The sequence below is a fragment of the Sphingomonas leidyi genome, assembly GCF_011761945.1.
Classification (GTDB): domain Bacteria; phylum Pseudomonadota; class Alphaproteobacteria; order Sphingomonadales; family Sphingomonadaceae; genus Sphingomonas; species Sphingomonas leidyi.
Genome location: NZ_JAASQV010000003.1, coordinates 208,127 through 222,191, shown reverse-complemented (window position 1 = coordinate 222,191; position 14,065 = coordinate 208,127). Strand labels below are relative to the sequence as shown.

Annotated in this window: 17 protein-coding genes and 1 pseudogene; 9 read left to right on the top strand and 9 right to left on the bottom strand. The window is 67.8% G+C overall.

Annotated features, from left to right (window positions below):
* Positions 1-15 precede the first annotated feature (15 nt).
* Positions 16-585, top strand: a complete 570-nt coding sequence (locus FHR20_RS16410; RefSeq protein WP_167300705.1) for a TetR/AcrR family transcriptional regulator — start codon at positions 16-18, stop codon at positions 583-585.
* Positions 586-720: 135 nt separating this feature from the next.
* Here the strand turns inward: FHR20_RS16410 and FHR20_RS16405 are convergent, their stop codons facing one another.
* Positions 721-2,493 carry a fatty acyl-AMP ligase gene (locus FHR20_RS16405; RefSeq protein ID WP_167300704.1) on the bottom strand — a complete coding sequence of 591 codons (1,773 nt, stop codon included), beginning with the start codon at positions 2,491-2,493 and terminating at the stop codon, positions 721-723.
* Positions 2,494-2,797: 304 nt separating this feature from the next.
* On the opposite strand from FHR20_RS16405, the gene FHR20_RS16400 reads away from it, so the two are divergent.
* The 5 genes and pseudogenes from FHR20_RS16400 to FHR20_RS16380 form a co-directional block, all read left to right on the top strand.
* Positions 2,798-3,151 (top strand): regulatory protein RecX, encoded by a 354-nt coding sequence (locus FHR20_RS16400; RefSeq protein ID WP_425057387.1) that lies wholly within the window; start codon positions 2,798-2,800, stop codon positions 3,149-3,151.
* A 74-nt stretch (positions 3,152-3,225) separates the two neighbouring features.
* Positions 3,226-3,810: a cold-shock protein gene (locus tag FHR20_RS16395; RefSeq protein WP_086130339.1), complete on the top strand. Its 585-nt coding sequence runs from the start codon at positions 3,226-3,228 to the stop codon at positions 3,808-3,810.
* Positions 3,811-3,814: 4 nt separating this feature from the next.
* The gene (locus FHR20_RS16390; protein ID WP_167300702.1) at positions 3,815-4,306 is read left to right on the top strand and encodes a DUF192 domain-containing protein; all 492 of its coding nucleotides are present in this window, start codon (positions 3,815-3,817) and stop codon (positions 4,304-4,306) included.
* A 38-nt stretch (positions 4,307-4,344) separates the two neighbouring features.
* Positions 4,345-4,737, top strand: coding sequence for an NADH:ubiquinone oxidoreductase subunit NDUFA12 (locus FHR20_RS16385; protein WP_086130341.1), 393 nt, complete (start codon positions 4,345-4,347; stop codon positions 4,735-4,737).
* A pseudogene (locus FHR20_RS16380) lies at positions 4,734-5,168 on the top strand (DUF2155 domain-containing protein); the annotation flags it as partial. The gene FHR20_RS16385 and the pseudogene FHR20_RS16380, both read left to right, overlap by 4 nt.
* A 35-nt stretch (positions 5,169-5,203) precedes the next feature.
* On the opposite strand, the gene aat reads toward FHR20_RS16380, so the two are convergent.
* The 4 genes from aat to FHR20_RS16360 all read right to left on the bottom strand — a co-directional run bounded on the left by aat (position 5,204) and on the right by FHR20_RS16360 (position 8,671).
* Entirely contained in the window at positions 5,204-5,959 is a 756-nt protein-coding gene (gene aat, locus FHR20_RS16375) for a leucyl/phenylalanyl-tRNA--protein transferase (protein ID WP_167300701.1), read from the bottom strand.
* Positions 5,956-6,690 carry an AAA family ATPase gene (locus FHR20_RS16370; RefSeq protein ID WP_167300700.1) on the bottom strand — a complete coding sequence of 245 codons (735 nt, stop codon included), beginning with the start codon at positions 6,688-6,690 and terminating at the stop codon, positions 5,956-5,958. The genes aat and FHR20_RS16370 overlap by 4 nt, the downstream gene beginning before the upstream one ends.
* A 90-nt stretch (positions 6,691-6,780) precedes the next feature.
* Positions 6,781-7,161: a hypothetical protein gene (locus tag FHR20_RS16365; RefSeq protein WP_167300699.1), complete on the bottom strand. Its 381-nt coding sequence runs from the start codon at positions 7,159-7,161 to the stop codon at positions 6,781-6,783.
* A 124-nt stretch (positions 7,162-7,285) separates the two neighbouring features.
* Positions 7,286-8,671 carry a Y-family DNA polymerase gene (locus FHR20_RS16360; protein WP_167300698.1) on the bottom strand — a complete coding sequence of 462 codons (1,386 nt, stop codon included), beginning with the start codon at positions 8,669-8,671 and terminating at the stop codon, positions 7,286-7,288.
* 123 nt (positions 8,672-8,794) lie between these two features.
* Between FHR20_RS16360 and FHR20_RS16355 the strand changes: the two genes are divergently transcribed.
* Entirely contained in the window at positions 8,795-9,316 is a 522-nt protein-coding gene (locus FHR20_RS16355) for a hypothetical protein (RefSeq protein WP_167300697.1), read from the top strand.
* 167 nt (positions 9,317-9,483) lie between these two features.
* Here the strand turns inward: FHR20_RS16355 and FHR20_RS16350 are convergent, their stop codons facing one another.
* Both FHR20_RS16350 and FHR20_RS16345 read right to left on the bottom strand, forming a co-directional pair.
* The gene (locus FHR20_RS16350) at positions 9,484-11,085 is read right to left on the bottom strand and encodes a vWA domain-containing protein (RefSeq protein WP_167300696.1); all 1,602 of its coding nucleotides are present in this window, start codon (positions 11,083-11,085) and stop codon (positions 9,484-9,486) included.
* A gap of 99 nt (positions 11,086-11,184) precedes the next feature.
* Positions 11,185-11,682 carry a DNA-deoxyinosine glycosylase gene (locus tag FHR20_RS16345; RefSeq protein ID WP_167300695.1) on the bottom strand — a complete coding sequence of 166 codons (498 nt, stop codon included), beginning with the start codon at positions 11,680-11,682 and terminating at the stop codon, positions 11,185-11,187.
* Between the two features lie 22 nt (positions 11,683-11,704).
* On the opposite strand from FHR20_RS16345, the gene FHR20_RS16340 reads away from it, so the two are divergent.
* The gene (locus FHR20_RS16340; RefSeq protein WP_167300694.1) at positions 11,705-12,037 is read left to right on the top strand and encodes an Mpo1-like protein; all 333 of its coding nucleotides are present in this window, start codon (positions 11,705-11,707) and stop codon (positions 12,035-12,037) included.
* Here the strand turns inward: FHR20_RS16340 and FHR20_RS16335 are convergent.
* Positions 12,034-12,501, bottom strand: coding sequence for a hypothetical protein (locus tag FHR20_RS16335; RefSeq protein ID WP_167300693.1), 468 nt, complete (start codon positions 12,499-12,501; stop codon positions 12,034-12,036). The two genes, FHR20_RS16340 and FHR20_RS16335, sit on opposite strands and share 4 nt — an antisense overlap.
* A 145-nt stretch (positions 12,502-12,646) precedes the next feature.
* Positions 12,647-12,850, bottom strand: coding sequence for an RAG2 PHD domain containing protein (locus FHR20_RS16330; protein ID WP_167300556.1), 204 nt, complete (start codon positions 12,848-12,850; stop codon positions 12,647-12,649).
* A gap of 168 nt (positions 12,851-13,018) precedes the next feature.
* On the opposite strand from FHR20_RS16330, the gene FHR20_RS16325 reads away from it, so the two are divergent.
* Positions 13,019-14,011, top strand: coding sequence for a cysteine synthase A (locus FHR20_RS16325; RefSeq protein ID WP_167300692.1), 993 nt, complete (start codon positions 13,019-13,021; stop codon positions 14,009-14,011).
* Positions 14,012-14,065: the final 54 nt, after the last annotated feature.

Genomic DNA, 14,065 nt, shown 5'->3' with positions numbered 1-14,065 from the left:
TTACATAGCGAGCAAATGATAACAGTGTCAACATCTGAAAGCGGCAAGGCCTATCATCATGGCGATCTGCGTACGGCAGCGCTTGAGGCCGGGCTGAGATTGCTGGAGACACGCGCCGCAGACGATCTCGGCCTGCGCGAGATCGCCCGGACCGTGGGCGTGAGCGCGACGGCGCTCTACCGGCATTTCCCCGACAAGAAGGCGCTGATGACCGCGCTGGCGGGCGAGGGGCTCCGGCGGCTGTCGGAGGCGCAGCACGAAGCGGCCGATCGCGCCGGCGGCGGCAAGGCGGGCTTCGCGGCCACCGGTGCCGCCTATGTCCGGTTCGCGCTGGCCAATCCGGCACTGTTCCGGCTGATCTTCGCCAATCCCGACATGGATTCCTCGGCGCTGACGCATGAAGACAGTGCGATGGCGTTCCTGAGGGAAAACGCCCGCGCCGCGGCGGCCGAGCATGGCGGCGACCCGGACGTGATCGCCATCCACGCCTGGTCCTGCGCGCACGGGCTGGCGATGCTGATGCTCGACCGGCAGATCCCGGCGGACGACGCGATCATCGACCGGGTGGTCGGCGGGCGGTGGTGACGGGGCGCTTCCCGTTCCGTGGCGGGCGGGGAATGGCCTGGGGTCGGAACCCGAGCAGCCCTTGAGATTGCTTCCGAGATTACTTCCGTCATCCCCGTGCGGGCGGGGATGACGGAGGCGATGGAAGCGAAAGCCCTATGCGGCGAGTGCGTAGGGCTTGATCTCGCCGTTGAGATAGAGGTTGCGCGCCTTGGCGCGGCTGAGCTTGCCCGAGCTGGTGCGCGGCAGCGTGCGCGGCGGGACGAGCTCGATCACGCAGTTCATGCCGGTCACCGAGCGGACGCGCTCGCGGATCTCGTCGCGCAGGCGCAGGCGCTCCTGCTCGTCCGAGGTGCGGCACTGCACCAGCACCGCCGGCGTCTCCTCGCCGCCCGGCGTGGTGATCGCGAAGGCGGCGACGTCGCCCTGCTTGAATGCCGGCAGCTGCTCCACGGCCCATTCGATGTCCTGGGGCCAATGGTTCTTGCCGTTGATGATGATCATGTCCTTGGCGCGGCCGACGATGTAGATATAGCCTTCGCTGATATACCCCATGTCGCCGGTGTCGAGCCAACCGTCCTTCAGGCAGGCGTCGGTCGCCTCCTGGTCGCGGAAATAGCCGACCATCACGCTCGGGCCCTTGCACCAGACCTTGCCGATCGCCTTTTCGGGAAGCGGCGTGCCGTCTTCCTCGCGGATCTCGATCGTCATGTCGCGCGCGGGGACGCCGCAATTGACGATCGCGCGGAAACGCTGCGGGCGGTCGCCCCGGGCGACTTCGCCGCCGGAAAGCTGGGTTTCCTCGACCAGCTCGACCATGATGCCTTCGCCAGGCGGCATGATCGAGACGGCGAGGGTGGCCTCCGCCAGGCCGTAGCTCGGCAGGAAGGCGGTGGCCTTGAAGCCCGCATCGGCGAACGCATCGACGAACGACTGCATCACGTCCGGGCGGATCATGTCGGCGCCGTTGCCGGCGACGCGCCAGCGGCTGAGGTCGAAGCGTTCGCTGGCCTTGGTCTGGCTCGACATGCGGCGGGCGCAGATGTCGTAGCCGAAGGTCGGCGAATAGCTGAGCGTGTTGCCCTGGTTGCGGCTGATCAGGTCGAGCCAGGCGAGCGGGCGCCGGGCGAAGTCCTCGGTCTTCAGATAGTCGGTCGAGACCTGGTTGGCGACGACCGAGAGCAGGCAGCCGACCAGGCCCATGTCATGGTACCAGGGCAGCCACGAGACGCAGCGATCGCCATCGGTCACGTTCATGCCGTGGCTGTGCGCCGCCAGGTTGTTGAGCAGGGCATGGTGGGTGATCACCACGCCGTGCGGGAAGCGGGTCGAGCCGCTCGAATATTGCAGATAGGCGATGTCGGTCGTCTTCGCCTCGGGCAGCTGCGTCGGTGCCGCATCGCGCTGGACGAACTCGGACCAGTCCACGCCCGGCACGCCGCGGCCGCGCGCGGCCTCGGCGCACATCGCGCCGATCTCGGGCGGGAAGAGCAGCATCGAGGGGTCGCAGCTCTGCAGCTGGACGGTGAGCTGGTCGATATACGACTGGGCGCCGCCGAAGCTGGTCGGCAGCGGCAGCGGCACCGGCCAGGCGCCGGCATAGATCACGCCGAAGAACAGCGAGGCGAATTCGGCGCCCGTCTCCGCGATCAGCGCGATGCGGTCCTCGGGCTTCACGCCCGCGGCGATCAGGCGCCAGGCCTGCTTCAACGCATCCTCGCGCAGCTCCGCAAAGGGATAGGGGCGCACGAGATTGCCCCGCGCGTCGTGGAAATTGAGCCCGCGCTTGCCCTTGGCGGCATAGTCGAGCGCTTCGCCCAGCGTCTCGAAATCCGCGAGGCGACGCGGCAGGCTGTCATCGGTAGGCGTAGGCGCGAGCGTTCCCGCTTCCTTTTCTGCCTCGAGCGATCCCGTAACGTCCAATACCATTCTTTATTCCGTGCCCCTGCGTGGTAGCCAACGTCGTGCCCCCACGACGAATTTTTTGAGGCTAGCCTCTGCTACGCGCTGTCGTTCAAAATCGGTTGCCAGTGTGGCACAATCATGGCGCATGCCAGTCCCGAGACGCCCCCTCCCACCGCTGAATAGCGCCGATCTGGAGCGTTATGCGCTCCGCTATGTCGAACGTTACGCTACGACAAGGGCCAAACTTGCGGCCTATCTGTCCCGAAAGCTGCGCGAGCGCGGCTGGGATGGAGAAAATTCCCCCGATCCCGAGGCTTTGGCCGAGCGCATGGCCGAGCTCGGCTATGTCGACGACCGGCTCTATGCCGAATCCAAGGCAGGGGCGATGGCGCGGCGCGGATTGGGGGCCCGCCGGGTGCACGAGGCGCTGCGGTTCGCCGGCGTGGAGGAGGCGGATGCCGCCGCGCTGGCGCCGGCGATCGCGGCGGAAGGACTTGCGAGCGCGATCGCCTTTGCCCGGCGCAGGCGCATCGGTCCCTATGCCCGCGAAGCGGCGGACCGGCCGCTCCAGGAGAAGCAGATGGCTGCGATGATCCGTGCCGGGCATGCGCCGGGACTGGCCCGCGCGATCGTCCGCATGGCGCCGGGGGACGACCCGGAAACCGCACTCGGCGGCGCTTGATGCCAGATCGGCAACAAAGGCAATTCCATTTATGGAAAATACCATGTTAATGTGACCCTTCGGGGGAACAGGAAATGCGTGCTGACCAACAGGTTGCGCAGAACGACTATACAGACACGCCGAACGATAACGGGGGGATTGGCGAGGACCCGGTGGATGAAAACCAGGTCTTTGCCGGTGTCGTGAAATGGTTCGACGTTACGCGGGGTTTCGGCTTTCTCGTTGCCGACGACGCTGCCGTGGGCGACATCCTGATCCACTTCACCGTGCTTCAGGATCATGGCCGCCGCTCGCTGCCCGAGGGCGCTCGGGTGGAGTGTACGGCGGTGCAGCGCCAGCGGGGGCTGCAGGCCCGCGAGATCCTTTCGATCGATCTCAGCCAGGCGGTCGAGGCGCCGAAGCGCCAGGCCGATCGGGCCGACCGGGTGAAGCTGATCGCCACTGCCGGACCGTTCGAGCCGGTGACGGTGAAATGGTTCAATCGCCTCAAGGGCTATGGATTCCTCGTGCGCGAATCCGACTCGGCCGATATATTCGTCCATATGGAGACGCTGCGCCGCGCCGATATCGAGGAGGTCGAGCCCGGCCAGTCGCTCAGCGCGCGCATCGTCGATGGCGAAAAGGGGCCGCTCGCCGTGGCGGTCGAAAGGACCGGCTGAGACGATGAAGTTCCTGCGTGGGTTGGGAGCGGCGCTCGCCGCTTCCGTGCTGCTCGTCTCGGGTGCGTGTCAGGGCGAGGCGGAGACCCGGCCAGCCGCGGTGCAGGCTGCGCGAAAGATCGACGTGACGGTCGACAGTGCCAATGGCCCGCACGTCTTCCATGTCGAGCTCGCCCGCACCACTGCCGAGCAGGAGCGCGGGCTGATGTTCCGCACCAACATCCCGCAGGACGGCGGCATGCTCTTCGCGCCCTATCCGGCCGACGGCCCGCCGCGCGAGGCGAGCTTCTGGATGAAGAACACGCCCACTGCGCTCGACATCCTGTTCATCCGCGAGGACGGCACGATCGCCCGGATCGGCGAGAATGCCGTGCCGTTTTCGGAGGATAACGTGAAGTCGGGCGAGCCGGTGGCGGCGGTGCTCGAGATCAACGCGGGCCTTTCGGCGAAGCTCGGCATCCGGGCCGGCGACAAGGTACGCTGGGAGAAGCAGTAATCATTGCCTCTCCGCGCGCTCCCCGCTAATCCGCGCCCATGGGTCTCAATCTCAATCCCTTCACCTGGTGGAACGGCGCCACCTTCGGCACCTGGATGGGCCTGCGCGGGAAGACGCGCGTGGGCGAGGACGATCTGGGCAACGTCTATTACGAGGGCGGCCAGGATCCCAACGGCATTCCGCGCCGCTGGGTGATCTACAACGGCTCGAACGATGCGAGCCGGGTGCCGCCGGAATGGTTCAGCTGGCTGCACCACCAGATCGATTCGGCGCCGGACCAGGCGCTGCCGGCGCCCAAGGCGTGGGAGAAGCCCGCCGAGATGAACCTGACCGGCTCGCAGCTCGCCTATCGCCCGAGCGGCGCGCTGGAGAAGGGCGGGCACCGTGCCCGCGCCACCGGCGACTACGAGGCCTGGACCCCCGGCGCATGATCCGTTGCCGTGCCGGAGCCGCCGCGGTCGGGCTGTTGCTCGCCCTCGGCGCCTGTTCGGGCAGCGGCGGCGGTCCCACGAACAATTCGGTTTCGGACCAGATCGTCACCGGCGGCGGCGCTTCGGACAAGGCGGCGGCCGACGTGATCACCGTCGATCGCGACGGCAAGGCGATCGAGGATGCGGCTGCGACGCCGATGAAGGACCGCGTCGCCGTGCTCGGCATCCTCAACAAGCGCAACGGCGAAGCGCGCGAATTCAAGCTGAAGCCGGGCCAGGCGGTGCGGATCGGCGATGTGATCGTCCGCCTCAGGGCCTGCGACAAGACCGCGCCCTGGGAAGCGGACCAGCTCACCGGCGCCTTTGTGCAGGTCGATGTGCTCGAGCTCGACAAGCAATGGCACCGCGTCCATTCGGGCTGGCTGTTCGCGGAACGTCCGGCGCTCAACGTCGTCCAGCATCCGATCTACGACGTCTGGCCCAAGAGCTGCGCGATGACCTTCCGCGACAGCGGGCCCGACACGGTGCCGGCGCCCGCGGCGGGCGGCAGCGGATCGGGCAATGCGTCGAGCGCGAAGAAGTCGCCGTCGACCGAAGGCGCGCCGACCGAGAGCCCGGCAGCCGAATCGCCCAGCGCCCCGGCCAGCAACGCGACATAGTCGTCACGAGGAATCTCGACCGCGCCCAGCGTGGTGAGATGCTCGGTGATGAACTGGCAATCGAGCAGCGTGAACCCGCCGGCTCCGAGCCGTGCGACGAGGTGGGCGAAGGCCACTTTCGAGGCGTTGGGGATGCGGGTGACCATCGATTCCCCGAAGAACGCCCGGCCCAGCGCCAGGCCATACAAGCCGCCGGCGAGCGTATCGCCGTCCCAGCATTCGAGCGAATGCGCGAAGCCGCGGCGATGCAGTTCGAGGAAGACGCGTTCGATCGGGCCGTTGATCCAGGTGTCCGGCCGGTCGGCGGCGCTCTCGGCGCAGAGCCGGATGATGTGCTCGAACGCGGCATCGGCGGTCAGGCGGAAACGGCCGGACTGGATGACCTTCCTGAGCGAGCGGGACAGGTGGAAGCCGTTCAGCGGCAGCACGCCGCGCAGCTTGGGCTCGACCCAATAGACGCTGGCCGCGCTGCGGTGATCGGCCATGGGGAAGACGCCCATGGCATAGGCACGCAGCACCAGGTCCGGATCCAGCTCCTGCTGGGGCGGCTGGGCGCGGCTCAACGCTTCTTGCCCGCCAGCCGGCGCTCGATTGCCTGCCACAGCCCGGCAAAGGCCTGGGCGCCGAGGGTACGGGGGGCATAGTCGCCCACTGCGGCGCGATGCACGCTCATCGCCTCGACGATGCTCGCCATCGGAATCACCGGCCAGTCGGGGCGCGCGGCCACCGCCTCGACATGGAGTTTCCGCCGGCGGTCGACCATCGAATGGACCGGCATCAGCGGCACCTTGCCCCCCTTGCGGGCGAGATGTGCCGAAACCTCCTCGAAAGCACGGGTGGAGAGCGGGGAGGGGATCACCGGCACGACGATCAGGTCGGCGGCGCGCATCACCTGCTCGCTGGTCTCGGTCAGGCCGGGCGGGCAATCGAGCAGCGTCCGATCATAGGCCCGGTCGAGCTCGGCGAGCAGCTTGGCCAGCCGCTTCTTCTTGTCGAGTTCGTGGAAAGTCAGGTCGAGGCCGCGCAGCGACGTGTCCGCGCCGATCAGGTCGAGCCGTTCGGTGCCGGTGTGCTGGACCAGCTTGGCCGGCGCCACGTCCTTGGTGAAGATCGCCTGGGCCTGGTCGCGGGTCTTGCCCTGCGGCTCGACGAGGAAGGTGGCGGCGGCCTGGGGATCGAGGTCCCAGAGCAGGGTGCGGCGCGCGGACAGGGTGGCGGAGGCCCAGGCCAGGTTCACCGCCAGCGTCGTCTTACCGACACCGCCCTTGAGGCTGTAGATCGCGACAGTCGCCACCCGGATTCGCTCCCTTCGCCTTCAAGCCTCGCATGAAAAAGGGCCGGCGGGAATGCCCGCCGACCCTCGGATGAAAACACTGTACCGCGATCAGGCGTGGCAGGCGCGCGAGCCCTTGCCCGGAATCTCGATCGTGGCGTTCTTGGCGGTGCCGGTGACCTTGTAGCCGCCCGCGGCGACGAAGGGCTGGCCGGCTTCCGGCGCCTTGAGCATGGTGCCCGGGCCGTCCTTGGCCTCCTTGATCAGGACCTGCTTGTCGCCCTTGTAGAAGTCGGCGAACACGACGGTGTTGTCCTTGCAGCGCATCGAGACCGACGACGCGATCGACGGCGGCAGCTCGACCTTGGGAGCGTTCTTCAGCGCTTCGGCCTGGGGATCGGGCGCGGTGCCCGAGACTTCCTCGGGCTTGTTCTCACAGGCCGCGAGCGACAGGAGCACGGCGGCGGCGGCAAAAAAGGGGGCTTTCTTCATAGCGGGCAGGAGCTTTCGTTCACCATGCAAGAATCGTCAAGCGATTCGTGTTATAGAGTTACATTCCAATTGTGCGGTGCGGTATCACGCCTGGAATATTGCGATCGCATGACCGACACCGATGTCATTCATGGAATTCGCTCATTTCCGGAATACGTCCGAAAGCGATCTTTGTCCCTACCCGATCGATTCTGCCGCCGTGCAGCGGGCCGACCGAAACGGCGTTGCGGCCGAATCTATGGTTAATCCGGTCCATCGCGCGGCTGAGTGCGAGCGTGCGCGTCTCGCGGGCCAGTGGATCGTCCGGATCGAGCGCGGCGAAGAGCGAACCCTGCTCGCCCTCCACCGCCGCGATTTCGCAGAGCGTCACGCCCACCATGCGCAGCCGGAAGCCGCCCGTCCGGCCGCGCCCCGCTTCGGCCAGGCGGGGGAAGAGCTGGTCGAGCGCATGGAGGATCACGAAGCTGTCCTGCGTGTCCGGCAGGCGGATCGAGGCGCGCCAGCCCGACTTGTCGTCCTCGAACTTGCCGTGGAGCACCAGCAGGCGCGCGCGATAGCCCTTGCGGCGCAGGCGGCTGGCGGCCTTGAGCGCCAGGCGGCGCGCGGTGAGCCGGGTGGGCTCGAGCCCGCGCCTCTGCGGGCTGAGCACATGGCTGTGCCCGATCGTGCGGCTCTGGGTCGGCTTGTCGGGCAGCTCGACGCCGTGGAGCAGATACCAGAGCCGGTCGCCATTGACGCCGCCCCAGGCATTGCCCGCGTCGCGCGGGCGGCGCTCGCAATATTGCCGGATGTCGAGGATGCCGTCCTGCGCCAGCCGCTTCTCCATCTTGGCGCCGATGCCGGCGATCTCGCGCAGACGCAGCGGATACAGGCATTGGGGGAGCTTGTCCGCCGTCAGCACCACCAGGCCGTCGGGCTTCTGCATGTCGGAGGCGAGCTTGGCGAGGAGACGGTTCGGCGCGATGCCCACCGAACTGGTGAGGCATTCGCCGACATGCATGCGGATTCCCGCCTTGATCCGATGCGCGAGCGCCACTGCGGCCGCCGGATCGTTCTCATTGTCGAGCAGCCGGCAGGCGACCTCGTCGATCGAGCAGACATGGGTGACGGGAATGTGCTTCCCTATCTCGGCCAGCACCGCCTCGTGGAACTCGACATATTTTTCGTGCCGGGCCGGGGTGATCCGCAGATCCCGGCACAGGCGCTTGGCCTCCCAGACCGGGGTGCCGGTGGAGATGCCGTACCGCTTCGCCTCGACCGAGGCGGCGATGGCGACGGTGGTGTCGCTGTCCACCGGCGCGACGATCACCGGGTGCCCGCGGAGATCGGGGTTCAGCTGCTGCTCGACGCTGGCGAAATAGGAATTGAGATCGAGATAGAGCCAGCGCAGCGGCCGGGGCGGGAAGGCGAGGATCGGTGGCGGATCACGGTACGGGGCCCCGGCTCCGCTCTCTTCGAGCACCGGCGGGGGCGGCGAAGGGGCAGCGGCAAGGCGACTCGCGTCGGTCATGGATTGGAACAATATAGGAACATTGGCTTGTCGGACAGCGGGAATGAAGAATTGGGGACGCGGCCTGCCGCTTGACCCGGCGGGCGCGGCCCGTGCAGGGTCGCGGCCGAGGGAGGATGGTAAATGCGCGCATTCGCCATTGCCGCGCTGCTCGTGCTGGCGAGCTGCGGATCGAGCGAGAAGACCGAAGCGCCGGCGGCCAAGCCGAGCCCAGCCGGGCCACGACTGGGCGATATCCCACTCGACGCGCCGCTGCGCGCCACCGACAACGCGCTGACCTGGTCGCTCGAGGTCGCGCCCGGATCGATCACGCTCACGCGCTTCGCCGGGCGCGGGACCGAGGGAAGCGTGACGCAATTCTACCCTGTCTCGCCGCAGGTCCAGGCGGGGAAGGCGGTGTGGACCACCAAGGACGTCGCGGGCGCGCCGGTGACGATCACCTTCACCGGTACGCGTTGCGTCGAAGGCGGCGATCCGGCGATCGAGCGACCGTTAACCGCCGATATCCGCATCGGCGACAAGCAGCTCCATGGCTGCGCGGGGGCACGGCCGGCGGACGGGCTGAATTCGCAACCGCCGGTGGCGCCGGGGAATGTCGCCGACAATGCGGCCGGGTCAGACGATGCGGTGGTGAACCGGCGCTAGGTTGAGAACTCCAGGCAAGCCTTTGAAACTACGTCCGTCATCCCCGCTTTCGTGGGAATGACGAGTTGGCGTGAAGCAAATGGGTGCCGCGGCCCGGCCTCAAGGGGACGAAAGGCCGGGCCGCGGCGGCCGGCGGCGCCCTGGATCGCCGCCGGATGCGGGGGAGGCTAGAGTGCCCGATCTTCCCCGCGGCCTTCCGTCGACGCGGTACGCGCCTGGGTGTTTGCGAGATCGACCAGGCGCAGGAACTCGCTCCGCCACCAGGCTTGCTGGCTGAAGCCCCATTGCGTGCCGGCGAGGCGCCTGATGTCGGCATAGCCCCAGTCGCCGAGCAGGTCGTCGCCGCGCAGTTTCTGCGCGAAGCCGGCCACTGCCACCGCAAAGGCCAGGTCGCCGCGCGGCATCGGGGCGTTCCGCAGCTGGCCGGCGTCGACCGGCCGGGTGATCAGGCGCGAGGCGCCGCCCTCGGGCAGCTTGTAGCGGAGCCGGACCTGGGCCAGTTCGCCCTGCGCCGTGCCCGTATCCGGGGTTTGGCCTTCGGGCCGGCGATTGGCGGCGAAATGGCGCTCGGGCAGCCAGCCCTTGGCGCCGGCGGGGACGATCTCGTAGATCGCGGTAACCTGATGCCCGGCACCGATATCGCCCGCGTCCACCTTGTCGTTCTGGAAATCCTGCTCGCGCAGCGCGCGATTCTCATAGCCGATCAGGCGATACTGGCGCACCGCCGCCGGATTGAACTCCACCTGGACCTTCACGTCCTTCGCGATGGTGAAGAGCGTGGAGGCCAGCTCGGTGTCGAGCACCTTCCGCGCCTCGTCGATCCCGTCGACATAGGCATAGTTGCCGTTCCCCTTGTCGGCGATCGACTCCATCATCGCATCGTTGAGATTGCCCTGGCCGAAGCCGAGCACGGTGAGGGTGATGCCGTCGTCGCGGTTCTTCTCGATCAGTTGCTCGAGCTGGGTCTGGTCGGTGATGCCGACGTTGAAATCGCCGTCGCTGGCGAGGATCACGCGATTGACTCCGTCCTCGCGGAAATTCCGTCGCGCCATCGCATAGGCGAGCTGGATGCCTTCGCCGCCCGCCGTGGAGCCGCCGGCGCTGAGATCGTTCAGCGCCGCCCGGACCTCGGCGGGGCTGGCGGTCGGCTCCAGCACCACGCCGGCAGCCCCGGCATAGACGACGATCGATACATGGTCGCCGGCCTTCATATTGTCCGCGACCATGCCGAGCGCGCGCTTCACCAGCGGCAGCTTGTCCGGCTCGTTCATCGATCCCGAGACGTCGACGAGGAAGACGAGATTGGCGGGCGGGCGCTCGCTGGGGTTCAGGTCGTAGCCGCGCAGGCCGATGCGCAGCAGCCGGGTCTCGGGGTTCCACGGCGTCTGCGCGACATCGGTGGTGATGCTGAACGGCGCGGCCCGATCCTGGGGCAGCGGATAGTCGTAGCGGAAATAGTTGATCAGCTCCTCGGCGCGGACGGCATCCTTGGGCGGAAGCTGGCCCTGGGTGAGGAAGCGGCGGACATTGGCATAGGCGGCAGTGTCGACATCGACGGCGAAGGTGGAGACCGGCTCCTGCGCCACTGCGCGGACCGCCGCCACGTCGTTCCGCGCATAGCGCTCCGCGCTATCGGGCGCTGCGGCGGAATCGGCTTCCGCCATCTGCTGCGGGCCGGACCGGTAGCCGACCGAACTGCCTTGCTGGCTGTTGCAGCTGGCGAGAAGGGCCGCCGGAATGGCGACGGAAATCAATAACTTGCTACGCATGCATTCTCTCCTTGCCCAATTAAAGCCACAATCTTGCCGTAAATGTGGCATGATCGCGGCGAAATCGGCAAGCGGAAAATTCACAGCGTTTCGATAGGATTATTCGAGCAGGCTGCGCAGCGCCTCCCAGTGCGGCAACTTCTTCTCGAAGCCGATGGTGTGGAGCGGACTCGACGAAGGCAGGGCGACGATCGCGTAGCGCTGCGCGGCGCTGCCCAATTGCCGCGAGCCGGTGCGGAATGCGGTGCCGCCGTTGAAGGCGATCGCGCGCAGATTTGGCAGGGTCGCGGCCAGCGCGGCGATGTCATGCCCCTCGACGTCGCGCAGCGCCGCGTCGGTGCTGCCCATGCGCCGCGCACTGGCGACCACGTCCCACAGGCCGATATGCGCAGCGAGCAGGGCGGCCAGGCGGGCGTCATAGTCGAGCGCGGCAAGGTCGCGGCCGGCGGCGGGGGAGGCCAGGCGCCAGAACTGGTTCTGCGGATGGGCATAATAGCGTTGCTCGGCAAGCGAACGCTCCCCCGGGAGCGAGCCGAGGACGAGCAGGCGGACATGGGCATCGACCACCGGCGGGAAGCTGTGCTTGCGCGGATCCATGATGTCGCGTTAGCCTCTCGCCATGGCAGGCACCATCACCACCTATCGCGAGTTCTGGCCCTTCTATCTTCGCGAGCATGCGAAGCCGAGCACACGGGCGCTCCATTATGTGGGCACGATCCTGACGCTCTGGTTCCTGTTGCTGGCGCTGGGCGGGGCCGGATGGTGGTGGTGGCTGGCGATTCCGCTGGCGGGCTATGGCTTCGCCTGGGCCGCGCATTTCGGCGTCGAGAAGAACCGCCCGGCGACCTTCACCTATCCGCTCTGGTCGCTGGTCTCGGACTATCGGATGTTCTTCCTGTGGTTCGCGGGAAAGCTGGACCCGCATCTCCAGCGGGCGGGCGTGTCCGCCTAGCCCTCGGCGAGCACCCGGCCGCCCAGCCGGGCAAGCGCCGCGCCGAGCGGGCTGCAGGGATAGGGCATCGGTTCCGACAGGAAGATCAGGTCGGCGGCGCCGTCATGCTCCGAGGCGAGCGCGGCGATCGGCTCGGCGATCTCGAAGGCCAGGCTGGTGGAAGGGTGGGCGGCGAGCTCGGCCTGCCAGCGGGCATGGCGGATGCCGGCGGTCCACAGGGACACGCCGCGGCCCTCGATCGCAACGAAGCCCAGCGCGCGGGCAGCTTCGGCGGCGCGGAGCAGGCGGCCGCCATCGGCACAGTCGAGATCGAGCATGCGCACCGCCCGATGGCCATGGTTGCGGAATTCGGCGAGCGCCCGGGCGATGCGCGCGTCGCAGGGGCCGGATCGCGATCGCTCCGGCTCGGTCGACAGGCCGGCGCGGCGCAGCAGACCGCCGAGCGAGAATTGAGTGGCTGTCATCGGTTCTTCTCCTGGGTACCGGGCCGGGTCCTCAGCGACAGGGGTCCCGGAATCCGGCGATGGGGTGGGGCGCTCCGCTGCGCGGCAGGCGCAGCAGCAGGGCGAGCGCCAGGGTGAGCGCGAGGAGCGCGGTCACGGCCGCGCATCAGTGCGACAGGATCGAATGGAGCGGCGCGGTGGCGAGCACCATGCGGGCGCCGGGAAAGGCGCGGCATTCGGACAGGGCGAAGCGGACCGCCGCGTCGCGCGAGCGGAACAGGCCTTCGAGCATCCCCCCTTCTTCCTGCACGACCCAATGGCCCTGGCGATCCTGGCCGACGCGCAGGACATGTTCGGAACGCGAAACCATATGCACTCCTCGATTGGAACGGAGCGTGAGATAGGGGCCCTGCCCGTTAAGCTTCGAGACGAATTCCGGGCGCCCGCATAAGGGTTTCGTAAAGGCGGAAAGCCGGGCTTCGCCGTGCCCTGCCAGCGCTTGCTTGCGGCGCGGCGGAAAGCGCTCCATCTAGCGGCCATGCATTCGACATCCGATACGCTGGCACTGATCGGCAACACGCCCCTGGTGCGCCTGAAGGGGCCGAGCGAGGCCACGGGCTGCGAGATCTACGGCAAGTGCGAGTTCGCCAATCCCGGCGCGTCTGTGAAGGACCGGGCGGCGCTGTTCATCGTCAAGGATGCCGAGGAGCGCGGGCTGATCGGCCCGGGCGGCTGCATCGTCGAGGGGACGGCGGGCAATACCGGCATCGGCCTGGCGCTGGTGGCCAACGCCAAGGGCTATCGCACGATCATCGTGATGCCCGAGACGCAGAGCCGCGAGAAGATGGACACGCTGCGCGCGCTCGGCGCCGAACTGGTGCTGGTGCCGGCGGCGCCCTATTCGAACCCGGGCCATTTCGTGCACACCTCCAGGCGGATCGCCGAGGAGACGCCCAATGCGATCTGGGCCAACCAGTTCGACAACACCGCCAACCGCAAGGCGCACATCGTCGGCACCGCCGAGGAGATCTGGGCGCAGATGGACGGGCGGATCGACGGCTTCACCTGCGCGGCGGGCACCGGCGGCACGATCGCCGGCGTCGGGCTGGGGCTCAAGGCCCGGGACGAGAATGTCCGCATCGCGCTCAGCGACCCGCACGGCGCGGCGCTCTACAGCTATTATGCGTGCGGCGAGCTGAAGGCCGAGGGCAGCTCGGTCGCCGAGGGGATCGGCCAGGGGCGGATCACCGGCAATCTCGAGGGCGCGCCGATCGACACCCAGTTCCGCATCTCCGACGAGGAGGGGCTGGAATGGGTCGAACGTTTGCTCAAGGAAGAAGGGCTGTGCCTGGGCCTGTCCTCCGGAATCAACGTGGCCGGCGCAGTGCGGCTGGCGCGCGAGCTGGGGCCGGGCAAGCGGATCGCGACGATCCTGTGCGATACGGGTTTTCGTTATCTTTCAACGCTCTACAATGCCGAGTGGCTCGCGGCCAAGGGATTGCCGGTCCCGGAGTGGCTCGCAGCGGAGTGAACGCCCCATCTTGGCAACGGGGCAGTTCGGCGTTACATTTATGCAACAGATATG